This is a genomic window from Bradyrhizobium sp. AUGA SZCCT0222, from assembly GCF_018130205.1.
Classification (GTDB): Bacteria; Pseudomonadota; Alphaproteobacteria; order Rhizobiales; family Xanthobacteraceae; genus Bradyrhizobium.
Map to the genome: position 1 here is coordinate 100,192 of NZ_JAFCLX010000020.1, position 21,723 is coordinate 121,914.

Sequence of the window (21,723 nt, forward strand, 5' to 3'; positions counted from 1 at the left end):
GTACTCATGCGGTTTTGGGATTGAGCACCACCACGGTGCGGGCGCAGTCCGCGACGTGGGTGCCGTTCTGATTGGTCACTTTGGTTTCGATGCCGACCAGCGTCATCGCGCCACCCTTTTTGTCGGCGACGCTGACGATGCGCGGCTGGAACTTGAGCGTGTCGCCGACCACCACGGGCGCCCGGTACGTAAAGCGCTGTTCGCCATGCAGCAGGCGCCCGATGTCGACGCCGATCACGGTGATGAACTCGAAGGCCTGTTCCGCGTCCATCATCTCAAGGCAGAACAGATAGGTCGGCGGCACCGGCGTCGCGGCATAGCCGGCAGCCTGCGCGGCCTTGGCATCGCCATAGACCGGATTGGTCTCGCCCAGCGTCTCGCGGAAATAACGCAGGCGTCCTGGCTCGACATGCGCGGTGACAGGCGAAAGGCTACGTCCGATGAGGGAGGGGTCAATCATATCAGGGCCTCAGACGCGTTCGTAGAGCGTGACGACGCAGGCGCCGCCGAGGCCGAGATTGTGCTGCAGGGCGCGCCTTGCGCCGTCCACCTGTCGTGCTTCCGCCGAACCGCGCAACTGATGCGTCAGTTCGTAGCATTGCGCGAGGCCGGTGGCGCCGAGCGGATGGCCCTTGGACAGCAGGCCGCCGGACGGATTGGTCACGGTCTTGCCGCCATAGGTGTTGTTGCCGTCGTCGATGAAGCGCTCCGCGCCGCCGTCAGGGCACAGGCCGAGGGCCTCATAGGTGATCAGCTCATTATGCGCGAAGCAGTCGTGCAGCTCGACGACGTCGAGATCGCCAGGACCGATGCCGGCGGCCTCATAGACCTTGTTCGCCGCGGCGCGCGTCATGTCGAAGCCCACCACCTGCATCATGTCGCCGGCCTTGAAGGTGGAGGGAGTGTCTGTGGTCATCGCCTGCGCCGCGATCCGGACGTCCTTGCGCAGGCCATGCTTGCTGGCGAATTTCTCCGAGACCAATACTGCCGCCGCACCCCCGCAGGTTGGCGGGCAGGCCATCAGCCGCGTCATCACGCCCGGCCAGATCACCTGATCGTTCATGACATCGTCAGCGCTGACTTCCTTGCGGAACAGCGCCAGCGGATTGTGCTTGGCATGCCGGCTCGCCTTGGCCCGCACCTTGGCGAACGAGGTCAGCGGCGTGCCGTATTTCTTCATGTGGCTGAGACCGGCGCCGCCGAAATAGCGCAACGCCAGCGGCACGCCTTGCGCGTCGACCAATTTGTCGGCCGCGGCGTCGAACTCGTCGAACGCGCTTGGCCGGTCGGTGAAGACAGCTCCTAGCGCTCCGGGCTTCATCTGCTCGAATCCGAGCGCCAGCACGCAATCGAGCGCGCCTGATTCAATCGCCTGCCGCGCCATGAACAGCGCGGTCGAGCCGGTCGAGCAATTGTTGTTGACGTTGATGATGGGGATGCCGGTCATGCCGACCTGGTAGAGCGCGCGCTGCCCGCAGGTTGAATCGCCGTAGACGTAGCCGGCATAGGCCTGCTGGATCATCTCGTAGCCGACGCCGGCGTCAGCCAGCGCGAGCCTGGTCGCTTCCGCGCCCATCACCGGGTAGGGCGCGTTCGCGCCCGGCTTGACGAAGGGGATCATGCCGACGCCGGCAACATAGACGCTGGATGTCATGGTGCGCTCCCTTTATTACCCATTGGACTTTTTCTTACCCATGGGTAATATACGGGCCGACGGAGCCCGTCAATGCAGAGCAGGCAATAATCAGGATGGATGCGCAGTCACCCGAAACCAATCCATCGCCTTGGATGCCGTTCGAGAGCCGCCGCCGCGCGCGCGACGAGAAACGCGAAGCCGTGCTGCGCACCGCGGTGCGGCTGTTTCTCGAGCAGGGCTATCACCGCGTCACGCTGAACGATGTCGCCGAGCGGCTGAACATTACCAAGCCGGCGCTGTACAATTATTTCCGCAGCAAGGATGAGATCCTGTTCGAATGCTGGGCGTTGGGCCAGGAAATCGTCGACGAGTTCATTGCTGAAATCGACAAAGGCGGCGGCAATGCGCTCGCCAAGCTGCGCAAGCTGATCCAGGCTTATGCCGAGCAGATGACGACTGATTCCGGCGCCAGTCTGGTGCGGTTCGATGCGCGCGACCTGACCGCGGAAAACCAGAAGATCGTCCGCGCCGCCAAGAAGCGCATCGACCGGACCTTTCGCAAGTACCTCGCCGACGGTGTCGCCGACGGTTCGATCAAGCCGTGCGACCCGAAGCTCACGGCGTTTGCCATCGCAGGTTCACTGAACTGGATCGGTCATTGGTATCAGCGCGACGGCGCTTGGTCGGCGGAAGCCGTCGCCAGCCGGTTCGCGGCTCAACTCACCGAAGGGCTGGCAAAAGCCCCGGCAAGCAAACGCGGCCCGGCAACGTCAAAGAAAAGCCGGCCGGCAAAGGGAGGACGGAAATGAACATCACGCACGGCCTGCGGCGCGCGCTGCAGATCAATCCGAACGGCCTTGCCATCGTCTGTGGCGACCGGAAGAAAAGCTGGCGCGAGGTCGGCGACCGCGTGGCGCGCCTTGCCGCCGGCATCCGGGACCTCGGCGCGCAAGCCGGCGACCGGGTCGCGATCCTGTCGCTCAATTCCGACCGCTATCTCGAGCTTTATCTTGCGGCCGGCTGGTCCGGCACCGTGATCGTGCCGCTCAACATCCGCTGGAGCCCGCTGGAGAACGAAGACGCCATGCGCGACTGCCGCGCCGGCATCCTGTTCGTCGACAAGGCTTTTGCTGCGGTCGGCGCTGTTCTCGCTCAGACGATCCCGGGCCTCAAGCTGATCTATGCCGATGATGGCGACGCCCCCGCCGGCGCGGAGGGGTATGAGGCGTTGATCGCGCGCAGCGCGCCGATGCAGGATGCGATGCGCAAGAGCGAGGATCTCGCCGGCATCTTCTATACCGGCGGCACCACCGGACGCTCCAAGGGCGTGATGCTCAGCCACGGCAATCTGATGGTCAATGCGCTGAACGCGCTCGGCGAAGGCCTGTGGCCGAGCAGCACGGTCTATCTGCACGCCGCGCCGATGTTTCACCTTGCCAACGGGGCGGCGATGTATTCGGTGCTGCTCAGCGGCGGCTCCAACGTCATCATCCAGGGTTTTACGCCCGACGGCGTCGCCGGCGCGATGCAGCGCGATCGCGTGACCGACGTGCTGCTGGTGCCGACCATGATCCAGATGTTCGTCGATCATCCGAAACTCGGCGATTACGACTTGTCGTCGCTGACGGGTATCGCCTATGGCGCCTCCGTCATCAGCGACGCCGTGCTCAGCCGCGCCATGAAGGCATTGCCGAACGTGCAGTTCACGCAAGCCTACGGCATGACGGAATTGTCGCCGATCGCGACGATACTGCACTGGGAGGAGCATGTCGGCGATGGCCGCGCCAAGGGGCGGCATCGCGGCGCCGGCCGTCCCACGCTGGGTTGCGAGGTCAAGATCGTCGACGCCGACGACAAGGTGGTGCCCACTGGCACCGTCGGCGAGATCGCGGTGCGCGGTGACAATGTGATGATGGGCTATTGGGAGCGGCCCGAGGAAACCGCCAAGGCCGTCATCGACGGCTGGATGCACACCGGCGACGGTGGCTACATGGACGAGGACGGTTTTGTGTACGTGGTCGACCGCGTCAAGGACATGATCATCTCCGGCGGCGAGAACGTCTATTCGGCCGAGGTCGAGAACGCGCTGGCGCAGCATCCGTCGGTGGCGCAATGCGCCGTGATCGGTATCCCGAGCGAGCGCTGGGGCGAGCAGGTTCACGCCATTGTCGTTCCCAGGCCTGGCGCGAGCGCAACTCCCGACGAGTTGATGGATTTCTGCAAGACGCTGATCGCAGGTTACAAATGCCCGCGCAGTGTCGAGGTCACACAGACCCCGCTGCCATTGTCCGGCGCCGGCAAGATCCTGAAGCGTGAGTTGCGCAAGCCGTACTGGGAAAACCGCCAGCGCATGGTGAGCTGAGGCCGCTGCCTGTGCGCCTGCCTGCCATTGGACGCTGGCGAGGCATCCTGGATTGATGGACGTGCTGCCAGCGCGGGCTTTCGCTGCGTTGCGGAGTCGTCATCGCATTTTTTTTGCGATGCCGTCCGATCCGATCCGTCGTATAGTCGAGCCAGGGGGAACTGTTCTGCATCACGGGGATACCACCTGAAATCGCAGCAACGGAGGTCCGCCATGAAAGTCAAAGACGCGATGCACAAGGGCGTCGACTGGGTCAGCCCCGACACGCCTGTCACCGAAATCGCCAAGCTGATGCGAGCGCACGATATCGGCTGCATTCCGATCGGGGAGGACGATCAGCTGATCGGAATGGTGACCGATCGCGACATCGTCTGCAAAGGACTTGCTGGCAACGGCTTCGATGCCAGCCGGGCCAAGGCGCGCGACGTGATGACCGAAGGTATCCACTGCTGCCGGGAGGACGATGACCTCGCCAAGGCGGTGCATCACATGGAGACGCTGAAAGTCCGCAGGTTGCCGGTGATCAACAAAAGCAAGCGGATGGTCGGCATGATCAGCCTGGGTGACATCAGCCATTCAACGTCCGGCGACGTGGTGTCCGGGTACGTCAAGAGCGTTTCAGCCCATCACTGAAGCACGGCGACGCCTCGCGACGCGGCTGTTCAACGGCGAACGCGCGCGATGGCGTTGCTTGAGGTCGCTCGACCGGCGCTCGAGCGGCCTCAATCGTGCGTGGTGAAGTGGCCATGCCAGGCCTTCGCGGTCAATCGTGCGAACTGCTCGCGGTCCAGACGGATGAGTGTGGCGTGGTCGCCACCCTCCATGTAGATCTCGCTCTGCGCATCGATGCTGTCGTCGACGATGACATCGAGCCCAAAGCATTCGCCAACCGGCGGCACGGCCCCGCGCTCGCAGTCGCCAAACAGCTTCGCGACTTCCTCTTCGCTCGCCAGATCAACCTTGTGGCCGAGCTGCATTTTCAAGGCCGGCAAATGGAGATGGCGGGAAGCCGGAAGGATAGCCATCATGTAGCCGTCCTCACGGCGAAGGACGACGCCTTTGGCCAGAGCATCGCCCGGCACATGGCAAGCCTCGGCCGTGCGCGTCGACGACATGGTGCGGGCATGAGGGATCAGGTCGTAGGTGACGGTCTGGTCCAGGTAGTTCTGCAGGGTCGGGGAGACGGTCATAACGGTTCCTCCATTGCAACGCGTGCAACGCGCTATCCGGGCATCGGGAGGAACTCGCGTCGTCGCCTCACGATGCGGGCGCTTGCGAATTGGGTGAAGGTTACGCCTGCCGGAAACCGGCGACAATGCGAATCGTTCCCAACCGCCCCGGCCGAGATAGGGTCTTCGCGGGGGTTTTCGGCGGATTTGGGCCCCGAATGCCCGCATTTGCAGCCCCGGACCGGGCCAGCAGGCGACAAAAACCGGCCGTATTTCCTTGCTTCTGGCTGGAATCCGGCTATATACCGCGCCATCTCACACGGAAGCATGGCTCTCAAAGGCCGTCCGGTGGCAGCCGGGCCATAAGGCTCGTCTGCTCACACGCTTCCGGAGGAACCAACCGGAGAAGTATTACCATGGCGCTACCCGATTTTTCTATGCGTCAGCTGCTTGAAGCTGGCGTTCACTTTGGCCACCAATCGCACCGCTGGAATCCCAAGATGGCGGATTTCATCTTCGGTGCCCGCAACAACATCCACATCATCGACCTCGCGCAGACCGTGCCGTTGCTGCACACCGCGCTGAAGGCGGTCAGCGACACCGTCGCCAAGGGCGGCCGTATCCTGTTCGTCGGCACCAAGCGACAGGCGCAGGACGGCGTTGCCGAGGCCGCCAAGCGGTCGGCGCAGTATTTCGTCAATTCGCGCTGGCTCGGCGGTACGCTGACCAACTGGAAGACCATTTCCGGTTCGATCAAGCGGCTGCGTCATCTAGATGAAGTGCTCAATTCCGGCGATGCCAACGCCTACACCAAGAAGGAACGGCTGACGCTGCAGCGCGAGCGCGACAAGCTCGACCGTTCGCTCGGCGGCATCAAGGACATGGGCGGGCTTCCCGACATGATCTTCGTGATCGACACCAACAAGGAAGACATCGCGATCCAGGAAGCGCAGCGGCTCAACATTCCCGTCGCCGCGATCGTCGACACCAATTCCGATCCCAAGGGCATCACCTATGTGGTGCCGGGCAATGACGACGCCGGCCGCGCCATTTCGCTGTATTGCGATCTGGTGGCCCGCGCCGCCATCGACGGCATCTCGCGCGCCCAGGGCGACCACGGCATCGACATCGGCGCTTCCGCGCAGCCGGTCCGTGAGGAAATCCCGGCTGCTCCGCAGCCGGCCGGCTTCCAGGGTCTGGCGGGCCCCCGTGGCACCGCCGACAACCTCAAGAAGCTCACCGGCGTGTCGGGTGCGATCGAGAAGAAGTTCAACGATCTCGGTATCTTCCACTATTGGCAGCTGGCCGAATTGGATCACGATACCGCGCACAAGATCGGCGAAGAGGTCGGACTTCCGAGCCGCGCCGATGGCTGGGTTGCCCAGGCCAAGGCGATGACCGCGGAAGCGGAATAATTGTAACGCCGCGTGGCCGGCCTTCCGGCCACCGGTTTGATTTCCCTGTTACGGCATTCCTGTAGCTGATGGCGGCACGGCGCAAGGCGCGCCGCGCTCGTGGCTAACAGGCAAGAAGGATATCCAACGATGGCAACGATCTCTGCGGCGATGGTCAAGGAACTGCGCGAGTCGACCGGCGCAGGCATGATGGACTGCAAGGCTGCGCTCACCGAAACCGCGGGCAACATGCAGGAAGCGCAGGATTGGCTGCGCAAGAAGGGCTTGTCCAAGGCCGCGAAGAAGGCCGGCCGCGTCGCAGCCGAAGGCCTGATCGGCGCGATGATTTCGGGCAACAAGGGCGTCGTCGTCGAAGTCAATTCGGAGACCGATTTCGTCGCCCGCAACGAGCAGTTCCAGGGCCTCGTCAAGATGGTCGCGCAGGTCGCGCTTCGCGTCGGCGCCGACGTCGAAACGATCAAGGCTGCGAAGATCGGCGACTTCACGGTCGAGACCGCGATTTCGGACGCGATCGCCACCATCGGCGAGAACATGTCGCTGCGCCGCGCGGCCTTGCTCGAGGTCCCCAATGGCGTGGTGGCGAGCTACATCCACGGCGCTGTCATCGACAACGCCGGCAAGATGGGCGTGCTGGTGGCGCTTGAATCGACCGGCAAGACCGATGAACTCGCGGCACTCGGCCGCCAGCTCGCGATGCACGTCGCCGCCACCAATCCGCAGGCGCTCGATCCGTCCGGCCTCGACCCGGAAACCGTGAAGCGCGAAAAGGACGTGCTGGCCGACAAGTATCGCCAGCAGGGCAAGCCGGAGAACGTGATCGAGAAGATCGTCGAGTCCGGCCTGAAGACCTATTACAAGGAAGTCTGCCTGCTGGAGCAGGCGTTCATCCATGACACCGGCAAGTCGGTGGCACAGGCCGTCAAGGAGGCCGAAGGCAAGGTCGGCGCGCCTGTGAAGATTACTGCGTTTGTGCGCTATGCTCTCGGCGAAGGAATCGAAAAGCAGGAATCCGACTTCGCAGCCGAAGTCGCGGCGGCCAGCGGCAAGAAGTAACCGCGGTCGACAATCTTCCGGCGCCGTTGCGCCGGAGGATGCCTGCGCGGAATGAAGGAAGCGACAAGCTATGGCAGAGCCGGTCTATCGTCGCGTCGTGATCAAGATCTCGGGCGAATATCTCGCCGGCAGCCAGTCCTTCGGCATCGACCAGCCTACCGTGGACCGTATCGCCGACGATTTGATCGCCGCGCGCCAGCTCGGGGTTGAGGTGGCGGTGGTGGTCGGCGGCGGCAACATCGTTCGCGGCGTCGAAGTATCCTCGCGTGGCGTGTCACGCCCGACCGGCGACACCATGGGCATGCTCGCCACCATGATGAACTGCCTTGCGCTCGAGGCGGCCATCGAACGCAAGGGGACGCCGGCACGAACCCTGTCGGCGTTCGTGATGCCTGAGATTTCCGAACTGTTCACCCGCAGTGCGACGCACAAATATCTCGCCGAGGGTCGTATCGTCCTGCTCGGCGGCGGAACCGGCAATCCGTTTTTCACCACCGACACCACGGCGGTGTTGCGGGCGGCCGAGATCGGGGCGCAGGCGGTGCTGAAGGCCACCAATGTCGATGGTGTCTATAGCGCCGATCCCAAAAAGGACCCGTCGGCCAAGCGTTTCGACCGCCTGACGCATTCGCAGGCCATCGAAGGTGGCTACAAGGTGATGGACGCGACCGCATTCGCGCTTGCCCGCGAGACTGCGCTGCCTATCATCGTATTCTCGGTTGCCGAGCCCGGTTCGATAGGTGCGATCCTGCGCGGTACCGGCCACGGCACGGTTGTCGCCGGCTGACCGGCCCGCGCCACGTCGAACCGCTGGAATGATGATGCCGGCGGATGGTTTTCTGAGGAGGGGAGAGCGTTATGCCCACACCTGGTTTTGACATCAACGAATTGAAGCGCCGCATGCAGGGCGCCACCCAGGCGCTCAAGCATGAACTGGGCGGTTTGCGCACCGGTCGTGCGGCCGCGTCCATGCTGGAGCCGGTGCAGGTCGATGCCTACGGCACGCACATGCCGCTCAATCAGCTCGCAACCGTCAGCGTGCCCGAGCCGCGGCTGCTTTCCGTCCAGGTTTGGGACAAATCCATGGTCAAGGCCGTGGAGAAGGCGATCGTCGACTCCAACCTCGGCCTGAGCCCCGCGACCGAAGGGCAGGTGCTGCGCCTGCGGATTCCGGAACTCAACGAGGAACGCCGCAAGGAACTGGTCAAAGTCGCGCATAAATACGCCGAAGCGGCCAAGGTTGCGGTCCGGCACGTCCGCCGCGACGGGCTCGATACGGTCAAGAAGCTGGAGAAGAACCACGAAATCTCCGAGGACGACCAGGAGCGCCTGGCCAATGACGTGCAAAAGGCGACCGACGGGATGATTTCCGAGATCGATCAATTGCTGGCGGCGAAGGAAAAGGAAATCCTTACCGTTTAAGGCCTTAAGATCGAAACTTGAGACCGAGACTTTAGGACTGGTCCTGGAACTTTAACGATGCCGAATGCCGCCGCCCCCGCAACCGAAGGACCGGATCGAACCGGTCCCTTGCACGTGGCGATCATCATGGACGGCAACGGGCGCTGGGCGGCCGCGCGGGGATTGCCGCGCGCGGAGGGCCATCGCCGAGGCGTCGAGGCGCTGCGCCGCGTGGTTCGTGCGGCCCATGAACTCGGTGTGGTCTACCTGACGATCTTCTCGTTCAGCTCCGAGAACTGGTCGCGACCGGCGACCGAAATCGGCGACCTGTTCGGATTGCTGCGCCGCTTCATCCGCAACGATCTGGCGACGCTGCACCGCGACGGGGTGAGGGTGCGCGTGATCGGCGAGCGCGAGGGACTGGAGCCGGACATCTGCGCGCTCCTGAACGAGGCCGAGGAACTGACCCGCGCCAACACCAAGCTCAATCTCGTCGTCGCGTTCAATTACGGGTCGCGCCAGGAAATCGCCAACGCGGTGCAACGGCTGGCGCGCGAAGTGGCCGAAGGCAAGCGCGATCCGGCATCGATCGACACCGACACGCTCGGCCAATATCTCGACGCGCCCGATATTCCCGATCCCGACCTGATCATCCGCACCAGCGGCGAGCAGCGGTTGTCGAACTTCCTGATGTGGCAGGCGGCCTACAGCGAACTCGTCTTCGTGCCGATCCACTGGCCGGATTTCGACAAGGCGGCGCTTGAAAGCGCGATCGCAGAATATGCCAGACGGGAGCGCCGTTTCGGCGGTCTGGCCGCGAAAACCGGATCGTGACCGAGGGCAAGGCCGCGCCGGCGGCCGCTGCCGGACAGGATACGCGCAACCTCTCGACGCGCATCGTTGCAGCCGCCGTGCTGATCCCGCTCGCCGTCGCCATCGCCTATGCCGGCGGCTGGTTTTGGGCCGCGCTGGTGACGTTGGCGGCGATCGGCCTCTATGTCGAATGGCTTATGGTGGTGGGCATCGCGGCCGACAAACGCGTGGTCGTACCAGGTGTTGCTGCGCTCGCACTGGCCGGGCTTTGTCTCGCCATCGGGCGGATCGATGCGGCGCTCGCCGTGCTGGTTGTTGGCCTGGTGGCGGTCGCCCTGATCACGCCGGCGCAGCGCAACTGGAGCGCTGCGGGATTTTGCTATGCGGCGGTGGCGGAGGTCGCGTCTGTCCTGCTGCGGCTCGATCCCGTGAAGGGCTTTATCGCGCTGATCTTCGTGCTCGTCATCGTGTGGGTGACCGATAGCGGCGGCTACTTCGCCGGCCGCGGCATCGGCGGCCCAAAACTCTGGCCGCGCGTCAGCCCCAAAAAGACCTGGGCCGGCGCCATTGGCGGCTTTGTCGCAAGTCTTGCGGTGGCCTGTATATTCGCGGTGCTGGATCTCGGGAAAATCGGACCGCTGTTGATGATATCAGGCGTTCTTTCGGTGGTTTCTCAACTCGGCGATCTCTTCGAATCCGCGGTCAAACGGCGCTTTGGCGTCAAGGATTCCAGCCAGATCATTCCCGGCCATGGCGGGCTGTTGGACCGCCTGGACGGATTTGTTGCAGCTGTCGCGGTGGCGGCGCTAATCGGTTTCCTCCGGGGCGGCGCCGATGGCGTCGGCCGCGGTCTTATGGTTTGGTGAAAAAATGAGCGCGGTTCCATTGCGTAATAACAAGGCCGCGGCATCCGCCGCGCGCACCGTCACAGTGTTGGGCGCCACCGGTTCCATCGGCGACAGCACCATGGATTTGCTGCGCGGCGACCGCGCCCGCTACCAGGTTGAGGCGCTGACCGCCAATGGCAATGTCGAGGGGCTCGCCAAACTCGCACGAGAATTCGGCGCGCGCTTTGCCGCGGTCGCCGACCCCACCAAGCTCGGCGCATTGAAGGAAGCGCTGGCCGGCACGCGGACCGAATGCGGCGCCGGCGAAAGCGCGATCATCGAGGCCGCGGCGCGCCCGGCCGACTGGGTGATGGCCGCCGTCAGCGGCGCCGCCGGGCTGAAGCCGGCACTCGCCGCGGTCGATCGCGGGGCGTCGGTCGCGCTCGCCAACAAGGAATGCCTGGTCTGCGCCGGCGATTTCTTCATGCAGCGCGCCGCCAAGGCAGGCGCCTGCATTCTGCCTGCGGATTCCGAGCATAACGCGCTGTTTCAGGCGCTCAGCTCCGGCAACCGCGAGGAGCTTGTGCGCGTGATTATCACCGCGTCGGGCGGGCCGTTCCGCACCTGGACCTCTACCGACATCGAGCAGGCGACGCTGGCGCAGGCGCTGAAGCATCCGAACTGGAGCATGGGCCAGAAGATCACCATCGATTCGGCGTCGATGATGAACAAGGGGCTCGAAGTGATCGAGGCGTCGTATTTGTTCGCGCTGACGCCCGACGAGATCGATGTGCTCGTACATCCGCAGTCGATCATCCACGGCATGGTCGAATTCTCCGACCGTTCGGTGGTTGCCCAGCTCGGCGCGCCTGACATGCGCATCCCGATCGCCCATTGCCTCGGCTGGCCCGATCGAATCGTCGGTCCCTCGGCCCGGCTGGATCTCGCCAAAATCGGTCAGCTGACCTTCGAGGCACCGGATTTCGAGCGATTTCCCGGCTTGCGGCTGGCCTACGACGCGCTGCGCGCCAGCGGCGGTTTGACCACGGTGTTCAACGCCGCCAATGAGGTGGCGGTGGCAGCCTTCATTGCCGGAAAGATCAGATTCGGCGCGATCGCACGGCTTGTCGAGGCGACCATGAACGACTGGGTCCGCTCCGGAAACCTGGCGCCTTTGAGCTCAGCGGATGATGCGATTTCCGTTGACCATAATGCGCGAAATAAAGCTGCCTCCCTATTGCCTCAAATTGCCTTAAAGGCATCCTAGAGGGTTGGGGGCGCAGCCTTAGGTTCGCGTCGAGGGGAATCGAATGACTGAGTTTTTTCTACATAGTTTCAATACGTTGAGCAGTGGGCTCATCGGCTACATCATTCCCTTCCTGTTCGTCCTGACCATCGTTGTTTTCTTCCACGAACTCGGCCACTTCCTGGTCGCCCGCTGGTGCGGCGTGAAGGTGCTGACGTTCTCGCTCGGTTTCGGGCCGGAGCTTGCAGGGTTCAACGACCGCCACGGCACCCGCTGGAAGATCTCGGCGATCCCGCTCGGCGGTTACGTCAAGTTCTTCGGTGACGACAGCGAAGCCTCCACGCCCTCGACCGAGGCGCTCGCCAGCATGAGCGCGGAAGAGCAGGCGGGCAGCTTCCACCACAAGAAAGTCGGTCCGCGCGCGGCCATCGTTGCCGCCGGACCGATCGCGAATTTCATCCTGGCGATCGTGATCTTCACCTGCCTGTTCACCTTTTTCGGCAAGCCGAGCACGACCGCGCGCGTCGACAAGATCGAAGCCAACAGCGCCGCTGCGAAAGCGGGCTTTCAGGTCGGCGACATCGTCACCGCGATCGACGGCAAGACCATCGGCAGCTTCTCCGACATGCAGCGCGTCGTTGGCGTCAATGCCGGCGTTCAGCTGAACTTCACCATCAAGCGCGGCGATGCCACGCTGCAAATGAAGGGCACGCCGGAGCAGCGCGAAGTAAAGGATCCGTTCGGCAACGCCCACCGGCTCGGCGTTTTGGGCATTACCCGCGCGACCGCGCCGGGCGATGTCGTGACCGAACGCGTCGATCCGGCAACCGCGATGTGGCTGGGCGTCAAGGAAACCTGGTTCGTGATCGATCGCACGCTGGCCTATATCGGCGGCGTCTTTACCGGCCGGGAAGCCGCCGACCAGGTCGGTGGCCCGATTCGGATTGCCCAGATTTCGGGGCAGGTGGCCACCATCGGCCTTACCGCGCTGGTGCACCTGGCAGCCGTGCTGTCGATCTCGATCGGCCTGCTGAACCTGTTCCCGGTTCCGCTGCTCGATGGCGGTCATCTTTTGTTCTATGCCGTGGAGGCGGTCCGAGGACGCCCGCTGTCGAACCGGGCTCAGGAGATGGGGTTCCGAATCGGATTGGGTTTGGTGCTGATGCTGATGGTGTTTGCGACCTATAACGACATCCTGCATCTGGCGGCATCGTGAAGCGGCTTTTTTGTGGCGTTGCCCATCGGCAACGTCTTGGAATGAAAATGGAATCGCGGGGCGATGTTCCGTTTGCCGCCTTGGGGAAATTGGCTACAAGACATGCAGAAAATGGGAATCTGCCGGTTCGTAGGGGTGCGGACCAGCACAAGAATGACAAGGGCGCTTGGCGCATGATGTTTGGAATGCGAGTGCGGGGGGGCTTGTTGGCCGCCTCGATCATGTTCGCCGTGCCAGTTGCTGCCGCGCTAGCGGCGGCGCTTGTTTCGGCGCCGGCTGCTGCCCAGACGGTGGCTTCGATCGCCGTGGAGGGGAATCGGCGCGTCGAAATCGAGACCATTCGCTCCTATTTCAAGCCGGGACCCGGCGGCCGCCTCGGGCAGGCCCAAATCGATGACGGCCTGAAGGCGCTGATCGAAACCGGCCTGTTCCAGGACGTGCGAATCAATCAGGCCGGCGGCCGGATCATCGTGGTCGTGGTCGAAAACGCGGTGATCGGGCGCATTGCCTTCGAGGGCAACAAGAAGGTCAAGGACGACCAGCTCTCGTCCGAAATCCAGTCCAAGCCGCGCGGCACTTTCTCCCGCCCGATGGTTCAGTCGGACGCCCAGCGTATCGCTGAAATCTACCGCCGCTCGGGCCGCTATGACGTGAGCGTCACCCCGGAAATCATTGACCAGCCGAACAACCGCGTCGACCTGATCTTCACGATCAGCGAAGGCGGCAAGACCGGCGTCAAGAACATCGAATTCATCGGCAACCGGTTCTATTCGTCCTACCGGTTGAAGGATGTCATCAAGACGCGCGAATCCAACCTCTTGAGCTTCCTCGGCGGCGCCGACGTCTACGATCCGGACCGGGTCGAGGCCGACCGTGACCTGATCCGCCGCTTCTATCTCAAGAACGGCTTTGCCGACGTGCAAGTGGTGGCCGCGCTGTCCGAATACGATCCGGAGCGCAAAGGCTTCCTCGTCACCTTCAAGATCGAGGAAGGCCAGCAATACCGCGTCGCCACCGTCGACTTCCAGACCAGCATCGCGACCCTCGATGTGAACTCGATGCGCAGCTACTCGCGTGTCGGCGTCGGGTCGCTCTACAACGCCGAGGCGCTCGAAAAGTCCGTCGAGGAAATGCAGATCGAAGCCTCGCGGCGCGGCTATGCCTTCGCCATCGTGCGTCCGCGCGGCGATCGCAATTTCGAACAGCACACCGTCTCGATCGTGTTCTCGATCGATGAAGGCCCGCGAACCTATATCGAGCGCATCAATGTCCGCGGCAACACCAGGACCCGCGACTACGTGATTCGCCGCGAATTCGATCTTTCGGAAGGCGACGCCTACAACCGTGCGCTGGTCGATCGTGCCGAGCGCCGGCTGAAGAATCTCGACTTCTTCAAGAGCGTGAAGGTTGTCACCGAGCCCGGCTCATCGAGCGACCGTGTGATCCTGATCGTCGATCTGGAAGAGAAGTCGACCGGCGACTTCTCGGTGTCGGGCGGCTATTCGACCACCGACGGCGCGCTCGCCGAGGTCAGTATTTCCGAACGCAATTTCCTCGGCCGCGGCCTGTACGCGAAGGCGTCGGTCACCTATGGCCAATACGCACGCGGTTACTCGCTGTCGTTCGTCGAGCCCTATCTGCTGGACTATCGCGTCGCGCTCGGCCTCGACCTGTTCCAGCGCGAGCAACTGGCCAACAGCTACATCTCGTACGGGACCAAGACGCTGGGCTTCAGCCCGCGGCTCGGCTTCACCCTGCGTGAAGATTTGGCCTTGCAGCTGCGCTATTCGATCTATCAGCAGCAAATCTCGCTGCCGAGCTCGCTGTCGAACTGTAACAACAACCCGAACAACGGATTGCTGGCGTTCAATCCGTCGCCGGCCTGGGTGAATCTGAACGGCGCGCCGGCCGCGACCGCACTGGGCGCTACCGATGCCTCGGGCGTCGGTCTGTGGTGCTACAGCGACGGCGAAGCTTCGCTGCCGGTCCGCAAGGAGCTGCAGAGCGGCAGGACCCTGACCTCGTCGGTCGGCTATTCGCTGAACTACAACACGCTGGACAACAACAAGAACCCGACCACGGGCTTGCTGATCGACTGGAAGCAGGACTTCGCCGGCATCGGTGGCGACGTCTCCTACATCAAGTCTGCGATCGATGCGAAATACTACGCCCCGCTGGTCGCCGACATCGTCGGCCTGCTCCGCTTCCAGGGCGGCATGCTCAACCAGGTCGGCAACGACCAGCTGCGCATGCTCGATCACTTCCAGATGGGTCCGAACCTGGTCCGCGGATTTGCGCCGAACGGTATCGGACCGCGTGACATCAACCCCTACGGTACGGGTGATGCGCTCGGCGGCACCAAATATTGGGGCGCGTCGGCGGAATTGCAGATGCCGTTCTGGTTCCTGCCGAAGGAAGTCGGGCTAAAAGGCGCGATCTATGCCGACGCCGGCGGCCTGTTTGACTATAAGGGGTCGACCGCATGGGCACAGACCGGTGAAGTCAACGTTCCTGGTTGCGTGAGGCCGACGACCAACCCGGCAACGCCGGGCACCTGCCTCGGCCTGCAGTATGACGAAGGCAATGTCGTCCGCAGCTCGGTCGGTGTCGGCCTGATCTGGGCGTCGCCGTTCGGTCCGCTGCGCTTCGACTATGCGATTCCGATCACCAAGGGTAAGAATGACCGCGTGCAGGAATTCAGGTTCGGCGGCGGTACATCGTTCTAAACGTAGCGTTTTCAAGCGAAGTGGATTCCCGGTTCGCGTGAAGAAAACGCGTCAAAACAAAACGAGGCGTCGGTTTTGATTATTCAGAACCGGGCCTCTGAAGCGACAACCGGCCGGACTGCGACGGGTGGAATGGCGCAGCCGATGTTCTTCAAGCAACCGCCTTCGTCGACGCTGGCTGATATCGCCGCGTTGACGAAGTCGGTATTGGTCGACCCCGCACAAGGCGGCCATGTCGTCCGCGGCCTCGCGTCGCTCGACGAGGCCGGCCCGATGCACCTCGCGTTCTTCGACAACCTCAAATACGCCGACCAGCTCGCCTCGACAAAGGCCGGCGCCTGTCTGGTCAGCCCGCGTTTTGAGGCGCAGGTACCGCCTCATGTCGCGGTGCTGCGGGCCGCTCAGCCGTTCCGCGCGTTCGTGCAGATCGCGCGCCAGTGGCATGAAGACGCGTTGCGTCCGCAGTCCTGGTTCGACAATGACGGAATTGCCCCGTCGGCGATCATCGACCCGTCAGCCCATCTGGAAGACGGCGTCATCGTCGATCCGCTGGCGGTGATCGGCCCTCGGGTCGAGATCGGGGCGGGAACGGTGATCGGCGCAGGGGCCGTGATCGGGGCCGAGGTGCGGATCGGTCGGGACTGCAATGTCGGCGCGCGTACCGCGATCCAGTTCGCGCTGATCGGCAACAACGTTTTGATCCACCCCGGCTGCAGCATCGGCCAGGACGGCTATGGCTTCATTTTCTTCGGTCCCGAGGGCCATCTGAAGGTGCCGCAGACCGGCCGCGTCCTGATCCAGAACAATGTCGAGATCGGCGCCAACACCACCATCGATCGAGGCAGCCTGCGCGATACCGTCATCGGCGAGGGCACTAAAATCGACAATCAAGTCCAGATCGGCCACAATGTGACCATCGGCAGGCACTGCCTGCTCGCGGCCCAGATCGGGCTCGCGGGCAGCCTGACGATCGGGGACAATGTCGCGCTGGGCGCCAAGGTAGGCATCAATAACCATCTCAAGATCGGCGACGGTGCCCAGGTCACCGCCATGAGCGGGGTCAAGGACGACATCCCGCCCAACGGCCGCTGGGGCGGTTATTTTGCAAAACCGACCAAACAGTGGTTTAGGGAGATTATTGCAGTGGAGCGACTGGTGCAGGGCGCCGCCGATCCGAAGAACGAGGGACGGGAGTGATGGAGGAGGTGCCGGTCAGGTTTGAACTCGTTGATATCAACGAGATCCTCAAGACGCTTCCGCATCGTTTTCCGATGCTGCTGATCGACCGGGTGATCAACATCCGCACCGATTACTCAGGCATCGGCGTCAAGAATGTAACCTTCAACGAGCCGGCTTTTCAGGGACATTTCCCGGAACGCCCGGTTTATCCCGGCGTGATGATGATCGAGGCCATGGCGCAGACCGCCGGCGTGATCGGCATCAAGTCGGTCGAAGGCACCGAGAAGCCGCGCGCGGTGTACTTCCTGACCATCGACAAGTGCAAGTTCCGCAAACCCGTGATGCCCGGCGACACCATCGAATACCACATGCGCTCGATCGGCCGCCGCAAAGCGATGTGGTGGTTTCACGGCGACGCCAAGGTCAATGGCACCGTGGTCGCCGAGGCCGATGTAGGCGCGATGCTGACGGATTAATTCGGGCAAGCAAAGCGAGCGCCCGACGCTCCCCGGATATGGCGGTTGAAGAACCCGCCCATCGACGGCGCGCCCATCAGGGCGTCGAACGTCTCGGCCGGAAGATCGCAATACTGGTCGTAGGATCCCTTGACCGCGACGATCAGGTGGCGTTGCGCGCCGTCGTAGCAGACACGTTGCACGATGCTGCTGCGGGTGATGTCGCGGCACTCGAACGTCCCGAGATCGACCGGGCCGCGATCCCTCACATCAACGGTTTCGGAGCCGATCCCGGCGGCGAACAGATGCAGAAGCAGCGTCGCAATTCTGACCATGGCGCGCACAGGATAGCGCAGATCCTTCGATTTTGGAAAACACCCCGAAGCGTGCCGTAACCCGGCACCACGCAACGTGCAGTCGCTCACCACGTGGATTGAATTCGATCCTGCACGGCCCCCTGGATCGCGTACTTGGCTCATAGCGAGGTAGTTCTATCGCCCGCGGCATTGGAACTTCAGCCAAACGAGCGCTTTGTTATGCCTGCGTGAAACCTGGTCCTCAACACTGGGGGCGAACATGCATTGCACGAATTTCTCGAAGATTTGGATCGCGGTGCTTTTGGCGATTCTTTGGGCAGGAAACACGAGTAGCGCGCGCGACGACGGCCGCTACGCCGGGTCTCCGTTGAAGCCATGGTTCGATAGGCTGAGGAGCGGCCAAGGCCTGTGCTGCTCGGATGCGGATGGTTTTGTCGTCTCCGATCCGGACTGGGAATCCCAGAATGGACATTACCGTGTCCGCCTCGAGGGCATTTGGGTCGTCGTTCCCGATGATGCCGTTATCACGGAGCCCAATCGCGCCGGTCGAACGATGGTCTGGCCGGTCAAAAGCGCGCTCGGGATTTCCATCCGCTGTTTCCTGCCGGGTAGCATGACCTGAGCGTCTGCCGGTCTCGCGTCTACCGGTCTTGCGGCTTCCGGCCTCAGCGCCGGCGTTTTCTGTATTGATTTCCATCGACCACCCAACTCCGGAAGACCGGAGGTTCGGGCAAAGGCCATTGATCCAAACGTGACGACATCGGCCGTAACCATACGTCACTGGACAAGCGCTGTCCTGTCGCGGTAACCACCGGAAAACCCGAGACAATATCGCCCCGGCGATATCAGCCCAACCTGGACGCATTTGATGACGACGATCGATCCCACCGCGCGGATTGAAGATGGCGCTGTGATCGGCGAGGGCACCTCGATCGGTCCCTATTGCATCATCGGGCCTCACGTCGTGATCGGCGCCAATTGCAAGCTGATCGGCCATGTGCACGTCACGGCGCAGACATCCATCGGCGATGGCTGCACGATCTATCCGTTCGTCTCGCTCGGCACCCCGCCGCAATCGCTGAGCTATCGCGGCGAACTGACCAGGCTTGAAATCGGGGCCGGCTGCACCATCCGCGAATCCGTCACCATGAACGCCGGCACCGTTGCCGGCGGTGGCGTCACGCGGGTCGGCGAGCGCGGCTATTTCATGAACTGCAGCCATGTCGGCCATGATTGCCAGGTCGGCAATGACGTGATCTTCGCCACGTCGGCCACGCTCGGCGGCCATTGCGAGATCGGCGATTTCGTCTTTATCGGCGGGCTTTCCGCCGTGCATCAGTTCACGCGGATAGGGCCGCAGGTGATGGTCGGCGGCGTCTGCGGCGTGCGCGGTGACGTCATCCCGTTCGGCCTCGTCAACGGCCAGTATGCGAGCCTCGAAGGCCTCAACATCATCGGCATGAAGCGGCGCGCATTCACCAAGGACCGGCTCGTCACGGTGCGCGCGTTCTATCAAAAGCTGTTCCATGGCCCCGGCATCTTTGCCGAACGGCTGGGCGAGGTTCAGCCGCTGGCGGCAAACGATCCGGCGATCGCGGAAATCCTCGCCTTCATCGATGCGGGCAAGCATCGCGCGCTGTGCCTGCCGGCCGACGGCGCTCATAAATCCTGATGACGGGATCGCCGCAGCCCATGAGTCCAGCGGCTTCAGAAATCTCTTCGCCGGTCGGCGTGATCGCGGGCGGCGGCGCCATGCCGTTCGCGGTCGCGGATTCGCTTGCCGCGCGCGGCATCGCGCCGGTGCTGTTCGCGCTGCGGGGCTCCTGCGACCCGGTTCGGGCCGAACGCTTCCGCCATCACTGGATTTCGGTCGGACAAATCGGCCGGGCGAAAAAACTGTTGCGCAGCGAAGGTTGCCGCGACCTGATCTTCATCGGCACGCTGCTGCGGCCAGCGCTGTCGGAAATCAGGCTGGACTGGGGGACGATCCGCGTCATCCGCCCTATCCTGGCGGCGTTTCGCGGCGGCGACGACCATCTGCTGTCGGGGATCGGCCGGATTTTTGAGCAGGACGGTTTCCGCATGGTCGGCATCAGGGATGTCGCCCCTGATATGCTGATGCCCGAGGGGCGCATTGCCCGCGCAACGCCCGATCCGGCCGGCACCGCCGACATCGAGAAGGGGCGGGCCGTGTTGCGCGCGCTAAGTCCGTTCGACATCGGCCAGGCCGTCGTGGTGATCGACGGTCACGTGGTGGCGGTGGAGGACATCGAGGGCACCGACGGGCTGCTGGCGCGCGTGGCGCGCCTGCGCAGCGAGGGCCGCATCCGCGCCGGCACGGGCCGTGGCGTGCTGGTCAAGGCGCCCAAGACCAGCCAGGATTTGCGCTTCGACCTCCCGACGGTGGGGGCAACGACAGTCGAAGGCGCGGCCAGGGCAGGGCTTGCCGGCATTGCCATCATTGCCGGACAAACCATCGCGGCCGACGCGCAGGCCATGATCGAGGCCGCCGACAGCGGCGGCCTGTTCATCCAGGGGCTGCCGGCGTGATGCCGCCGCGTCCGACCACCGACACGGTGCGCAAGATCGTCCTGATTGCGACGGAGGAATCCGGCGATCGCCTCGGCGCCAATCTCATGAAAGTGTTGCGCCAGCGCCTGGGCGACGCGGTGCAGTTCGAAGGCGTCGGCGGCCGCGCGATGGCGCGCGAAGGCATGAATTCGTGGTTTCCGATCGAGGAACTCTCGATCATCGGCCTTGCGGCCGTGGTCAAGCAACTGCCGAAGATCCTGCGGCTGATCAAGCAAACCGCCGCCGCGGTCACCGAGGCCGCGCCCGACATTCTCGTCATCATCGACAGCCCCGATTTTACCCACCGCGTGGCGAAGCGTGTCCGCGCCAGCGATCCCAAAATTCCGATCGTCGACTATGTCTCGCCCTCGGTCTGGGCGTGGCGGCCCGGCCGCGCCCGCGCGATGCTGACTTATGTCGATCATGTGCTGGCTTTGCTGCCGTTCGAACCGGAGGCCTATCAGAAGCTTCGCGGGCCGCCCTGCAGCTATGTCGGCCATCCATTGACCGAACAGCTCGCCTCGCTCCGGCCCAACCCTGAGGAACGGCAGCGGCGGGACGCGCCGCCGCCGGTGCTGCTGGTGCTGCCGGGAAGCCGCCGTAGCGAGATCCGCCACCACATGGCGGTGTTCGGCCGGGCGCTGGCCCGGCTCAATGCCGAGGGCGTGGCGTTCGAACTGATCCTGCCGACCATGCCGCATCTGCAGGAGGCGGTCGCGGAGGCGCTGAAGACCTGGACGGTGCAGCCCCGCGTCGTGATCGGCGAGCAGGAGAAGCGGGCCGCGTTCCGGATCGCGCATGCGGCGCTGGCAAAATCCGGCACCGTGACGCTCGAACTTGCACTATCAGGCGTGCCGATGGTGACGGCCTACCGCACCGGCGCGACGGAAGCCTGGATATTGCGGCGGGCGATCAATGTGAGTTCGGTGATCCTGGCCAATCTCGTGATCGGCGAAAATGTCGTTCCCGAATTCCTGCAGCAGGACTGCACGCCGGAAAAACTATCGCAGGTGCTACGCGAACTCCTCGGCGAGTCCGCACTGCGTCGAAAGCAGCTCGAAGCCTTCGCGAAAATCGACCGGATCATGTCGACCGGCAACACGCCGCCGAGCGCCCGCGCCGCCGATATCGTGCTCGCAACGATGCGCAAAGCGCGGCGGTAGAGCGTTTTCCAGCGAAGCGGACGCCGGTTCGCGTTAAGAAAACGCGTCAAACCAAGAATCTAGAGCCCCGTTCCGATTCAATCGAAACGGAAAAGGCTCTAGGTGGTGTGGACTCTAAGGATTCCCTTTTAGGCGCAAATCAGATTCAAGGCTTCTTTTTGGGAGGCAGTCTTG

At 63.4% G+C, this 21,723-nt stretch carries 22 protein-coding genes; 18 read left to right on the forward strand and 4 right to left on the reverse strand.

The genetic code is table 11. The features are described 5' to 3' along the window. Positions 1-4 precede the first annotated feature (4 nt). Together JQ629_RS19285 and JQ629_RS19290 are read right to left on the reverse strand one after the other, a co-directional pair. The gene (locus JQ629_RS19285; RefSeq protein ID WP_212413998.1) at positions 5-460 is read right to left on the reverse strand and encodes a MaoC family dehydratase N-terminal domain-containing protein; all 456 of its coding nucleotides are present in this window, start codon (positions 458-460) and stop codon (positions 5-7) included. 9 nt (positions 461-469) lie between these two features. Further along, a complete protein-coding gene (locus JQ629_RS19290; RefSeq protein WP_212413999.1) occupies positions 470-1,654 on the reverse strand; it encodes a lipid-transfer protein in 1,185 nt (394 codons plus the stop codon). A 95-nt stretch (positions 1,655-1,749) separates the two neighbouring features. Between JQ629_RS19290 and JQ629_RS19295 the strand changes: the two genes are divergently transcribed. The 3 genes from JQ629_RS19295 to JQ629_RS19305 all read left to right on the forward strand — a co-directional run bounded on the left by JQ629_RS19295 (position 1,750) and on the right by JQ629_RS19305 (position 4,631). Beyond that, a complete protein-coding gene (locus JQ629_RS19295) occupies positions 1,750-2,445 on the forward strand; it encodes a TetR/AcrR family transcriptional regulator (protein WP_249135151.1) in 696 nt (231 codons plus the stop codon). Further along, positions 2,442-3,998, forward strand: coding sequence for an acyl-CoA synthetase (locus tag JQ629_RS19300; protein WP_212414000.1), 1,557 nt, complete (start codon positions 2,442-2,444; stop codon positions 3,996-3,998). The genes JQ629_RS19295 and JQ629_RS19300 overlap by 4 nt, the downstream gene beginning before the upstream one ends. 213 nt (positions 3,999-4,211) lie before the next feature. Continuing rightward, positions 4,212-4,631: a CBS domain-containing protein gene (locus JQ629_RS19305; RefSeq protein WP_192733411.1), complete on the forward strand. Its 420-nt coding sequence runs from the start codon at positions 4,212-4,214 to the stop codon at positions 4,629-4,631. Between the two features lie 89 nt (positions 4,632-4,720). On the opposite strand, the gene JQ629_RS19310 is transcribed toward JQ629_RS19305, so the two are convergent. Next, positions 4,721-5,188 (reverse strand): aminoacyl-tRNA deacylase, encoded by a 468-nt coding sequence (locus tag JQ629_RS19310; protein ID WP_212414001.1) that lies wholly within the window; start codon positions 5,186-5,188, stop codon positions 4,721-4,723. Between the two features lie 395 nt (positions 5,189-5,583). On the opposite strand from JQ629_RS19310, the gene JQ629_RS19315 reads away from it, so the two are divergent. From JQ629_RS19315 to fabZ, 11 genes are all read left to right on the forward strand, one after another. Further along, positions 5,584-6,582, forward strand: a complete 999-nt coding sequence (locus JQ629_RS19315; RefSeq protein ID WP_192733409.1) for a 30S ribosomal protein S2 — start codon at positions 5,584-5,586, stop codon at positions 6,580-6,582. Positions 6,583-6,711: 129 nt separating this feature from the next. Beyond that, on the forward strand, positions 6,712-7,635 hold the full coding sequence (tsf, locus tag JQ629_RS19320) for a translation elongation factor Ts (protein WP_212001458.1): 924 nt from the start codon (positions 6,712-6,714) through the stop codon (positions 7,633-7,635). A gap of 70 nt (positions 7,636-7,705) precedes the next feature. Then, positions 7,706-8,422 carry a UMP kinase gene (gene pyrH / locus JQ629_RS19325; RefSeq protein ID WP_212262379.1) on the forward strand — a complete coding sequence of 239 codons (717 nt, stop codon included), beginning with the start codon at positions 7,706-7,708 and terminating at the stop codon, positions 8,420-8,422. Between the two features lie 71 nt (positions 8,423-8,493). Next, the gene (frr, locus tag JQ629_RS19330; RefSeq protein ID WP_212001459.1) at positions 8,494-9,057 is read left to right on the forward strand and encodes a ribosome recycling factor; all 564 of its coding nucleotides are present in this window, start codon (positions 8,494-8,496) and stop codon (positions 9,055-9,057) included. Positions 9,058-9,114: 57 nt separating this feature from the next. Next, complete coding sequence (locus JQ629_RS19335; protein WP_192733405.1) at positions 9,115-9,870, forward strand: isoprenyl transferase; 756 nt, start codon at positions 9,115-9,117, stop codon at positions 9,868-9,870. Then, positions 9,867-10,715 carry a phosphatidate cytidylyltransferase gene (locus tag JQ629_RS19340; protein ID WP_212414002.1) on the forward strand — a complete coding sequence of 283 codons (849 nt, stop codon included), beginning with the start codon at positions 9,867-9,869 and terminating at the stop codon, positions 10,713-10,715. The genes JQ629_RS19335 and JQ629_RS19340 overlap by 4 nt, the downstream gene beginning before the upstream one ends. Before the next feature lie 4 nt (positions 10,716-10,719). Beyond that, a complete protein-coding gene (dxr, locus tag JQ629_RS19345) occupies positions 10,720-11,943 on the forward strand; it encodes a 1-deoxy-D-xylulose-5-phosphate reductoisomerase (protein WP_212414003.1) in 1,224 nt (407 codons plus the stop codon). Positions 11,944-11,986: 43 nt separating this feature from the next. Beyond that, positions 11,987-13,138, forward strand: coding sequence for an RIP metalloprotease RseP (rseP, locus tag JQ629_RS19350; RefSeq protein ID WP_212414004.1), 1,152 nt, complete (start codon positions 11,987-11,989; stop codon positions 13,136-13,138). 173 nt (positions 13,139-13,311) lie between these two features. Then, positions 13,312-15,864 carry an outer membrane protein assembly factor BamA gene (gene bamA, locus JQ629_RS19355; RefSeq protein WP_212414005.1) on the forward strand — a complete coding sequence of 851 codons (2,553 nt, stop codon included), beginning with the start codon at positions 13,312-13,314 and terminating at the stop codon, positions 15,862-15,864. A 132-nt stretch (positions 15,865-15,996) separates the two neighbouring features. Next, the gene (gene lpxD, locus JQ629_RS19360) at positions 15,997-17,061 is read left to right on the forward strand and encodes a UDP-3-O-(3-hydroxymyristoyl)glucosamine N-acyltransferase (protein WP_212262369.1); all 1,065 of its coding nucleotides are present in this window, start codon (positions 15,997-15,999) and stop codon (positions 17,059-17,061) included. Next, entirely contained in the window at positions 17,061-17,519 is a 459-nt protein-coding gene (gene fabZ, locus JQ629_RS19365) for a 3-hydroxyacyl-ACP dehydratase FabZ (protein ID WP_192733399.1), read from the forward strand. Before lpxD ends, fabZ begins: the two co-directional genes overlap by 1 nt. On the opposite strand, the gene JQ629_RS19370 is transcribed toward fabZ, so the two are convergent. After that, positions 17,516-17,833 (reverse strand): KTSC domain-containing protein, encoded by a 318-nt coding sequence (locus JQ629_RS19370; RefSeq protein WP_212414006.1) that lies wholly within the window; start codon positions 17,831-17,833, stop codon positions 17,516-17,518. The genes fabZ and JQ629_RS19370 overlap by 4 nt on opposite strands. Positions 17,834-18,074: 241 nt before the next feature. On the opposite strand from JQ629_RS19370, the gene JQ629_RS37150 reads away from it, so the two are divergent. The 4 genes from JQ629_RS37150 (at position 18,075) to lpxB (ending at position 21,549) form a co-directional block, all read left to right on the forward strand. Beyond that, positions 18,075-18,437 (forward strand): hypothetical protein, encoded by a 363-nt coding sequence (locus JQ629_RS37150; protein WP_249135153.1) that lies wholly within the window; start codon positions 18,075-18,077, stop codon positions 18,435-18,437. Positions 18,438-18,683: 246 nt separating this feature from the next. Then, positions 18,684-19,487, forward strand: coding sequence for an acyl-ACP--UDP-N-acetylglucosamine O-acyltransferase (lpxA, locus tag JQ629_RS19375; protein WP_212414007.1), 804 nt, complete (start codon positions 18,684-18,686; stop codon positions 19,485-19,487). A gap of 20 nt (positions 19,488-19,507) precedes the next feature. Then, a complete protein-coding gene (locus JQ629_RS19380; RefSeq protein WP_212414008.1) occupies positions 19,508-20,365 on the forward strand; it encodes an LpxI family protein in 858 nt (285 codons plus the stop codon). Further along, complete coding sequence (gene lpxB, locus JQ629_RS19385) at positions 20,365-21,549, forward strand: lipid-A-disaccharide synthase (RefSeq protein ID WP_212414015.1); 1,185 nt, start codon at positions 20,365-20,367, stop codon at positions 21,547-21,549. The genes JQ629_RS19380 and lpxB overlap by 1 nt, the downstream gene beginning before the upstream one ends. Positions 21,550-21,723 lie beyond the last annotated feature (174 nt).

Coding starts and splice junctions, on each gene's coding strand:
- lpxA (WP_212414007.1), top strand. CDS start 18,684: ATGACGACGATCGATCCCACCGCGCGGATTGAAGATGGCGCTGTGATC.
- lpxD (WP_212262369.1), top strand. CDS start 15,997: ATGGCGCAGCCGATGTTCTTCAAGCAACCGCCTTCGTCGACGCTGGCT.
- frr (WP_212001459.1), top strand. CDS start 8,494: ATGCCCACACCTGGTTTTGACATCAACGAATTGAAGCGCCGCATGCAG.
- lpxB (WP_212414015.1), top strand. CDS start 20,365: ATGCCGCCGCGTCCGACCACCGACACGGTGCGCAAGATCGTCCTGATT.
- JQ629_RS19370 (WP_212414006.1), bottom strand. CDS start 17,833: ATGGTCAGAATTGCGACGCTGCTTCTGCATCTGTTCGCCGCCGGGATC.
- JQ629_RS19380 (WP_212414008.1), top strand. CDS start 19,508: ATGAGTCCAGCGGCTTCAGAAATCTCTTCGCCGGTCGGCGTGATCGCG.
- JQ629_RS19285 (WP_212413998.1), bottom strand. CDS start 460: ATGATTGACCCCTCCCTCATCGGACGTAGCCTTTCGCCTGTCACCGCG.
- JQ629_RS19315 (WP_192733409.1), top strand. CDS start 5,584: ATGGCGCTACCCGATTTTTCTATGCGTCAGCTGCTTGAAGCTGGCGTT.
- JQ629_RS19295 (WP_249135151.1), top strand. CDS start 1,750: ATGGATGCGCAGTCACCCGAAACCAATCCATCGCCTTGGATGCCGTTC.
- JQ629_RS19305 (WP_192733411.1), top strand. CDS start 4,212: ATGAAAGTCAAAGACGCGATGCACAAGGGCGTCGACTGGGTCAGCCCC.
- JQ629_RS37150 (WP_249135153.1), top strand. CDS start 18,075: ATGCATTGCACGAATTTCTCGAAGATTTGGATCGCGGTGCTTTTGGCG.
- tsf (WP_212001458.1), top strand. CDS start 6,712: ATGGCAACGATCTCTGCGGCGATGGTCAAGGAACTGCGCGAGTCGACC.
- JQ629_RS19290 (WP_212413999.1), bottom strand. CDS start 1,654: ATGACATCCAGCGTCTATGTTGCCGGCGTCGGCATGATCCCCTTCGTC.
- JQ629_RS19335 (WP_192733405.1), top strand. CDS start 9,115: ATGCCGAATGCCGCCGCCCCCGCAACCGAAGGACCGGATCGAACCGGT.
- pyrH (WP_212262379.1), top strand. CDS start 7,706: ATGGCAGAGCCGGTCTATCGTCGCGTCGTGATCAAGATCTCGGGCGAA.
- rseP (WP_212414004.1), top strand. CDS start 11,987: ATGACTGAGTTTTTTCTACATAGTTTCAATACGTTGAGCAGTGGGCTC.
- bamA (WP_212414005.1), top strand. CDS start 13,312: ATGATGTTTGGAATGCGAGTGCGGGGGGGCTTGTTGGCCGCCTCGATC.
- JQ629_RS19310 (WP_212414001.1), bottom strand. CDS start 5,188: ATGACCGTCTCCCCGACCCTGCAGAACTACCTGGACCAGACCGTCACC.
- dxr (WP_212414003.1), top strand. CDS start 10,720: ATGAGCGCGGTTCCATTGCGTAATAACAAGGCCGCGGCATCCGCCGCG.
- JQ629_RS19300 (WP_212414000.1), top strand. CDS start 2,442: ATGAACATCACGCACGGCCTGCGGCGCGCGCTGCAGATCAATCCGAAC.
- fabZ (WP_192733399.1), top strand. CDS start 17,061: ATGGAGGAGGTGCCGGTCAGGTTTGAACTCGTTGATATCAACGAGATC.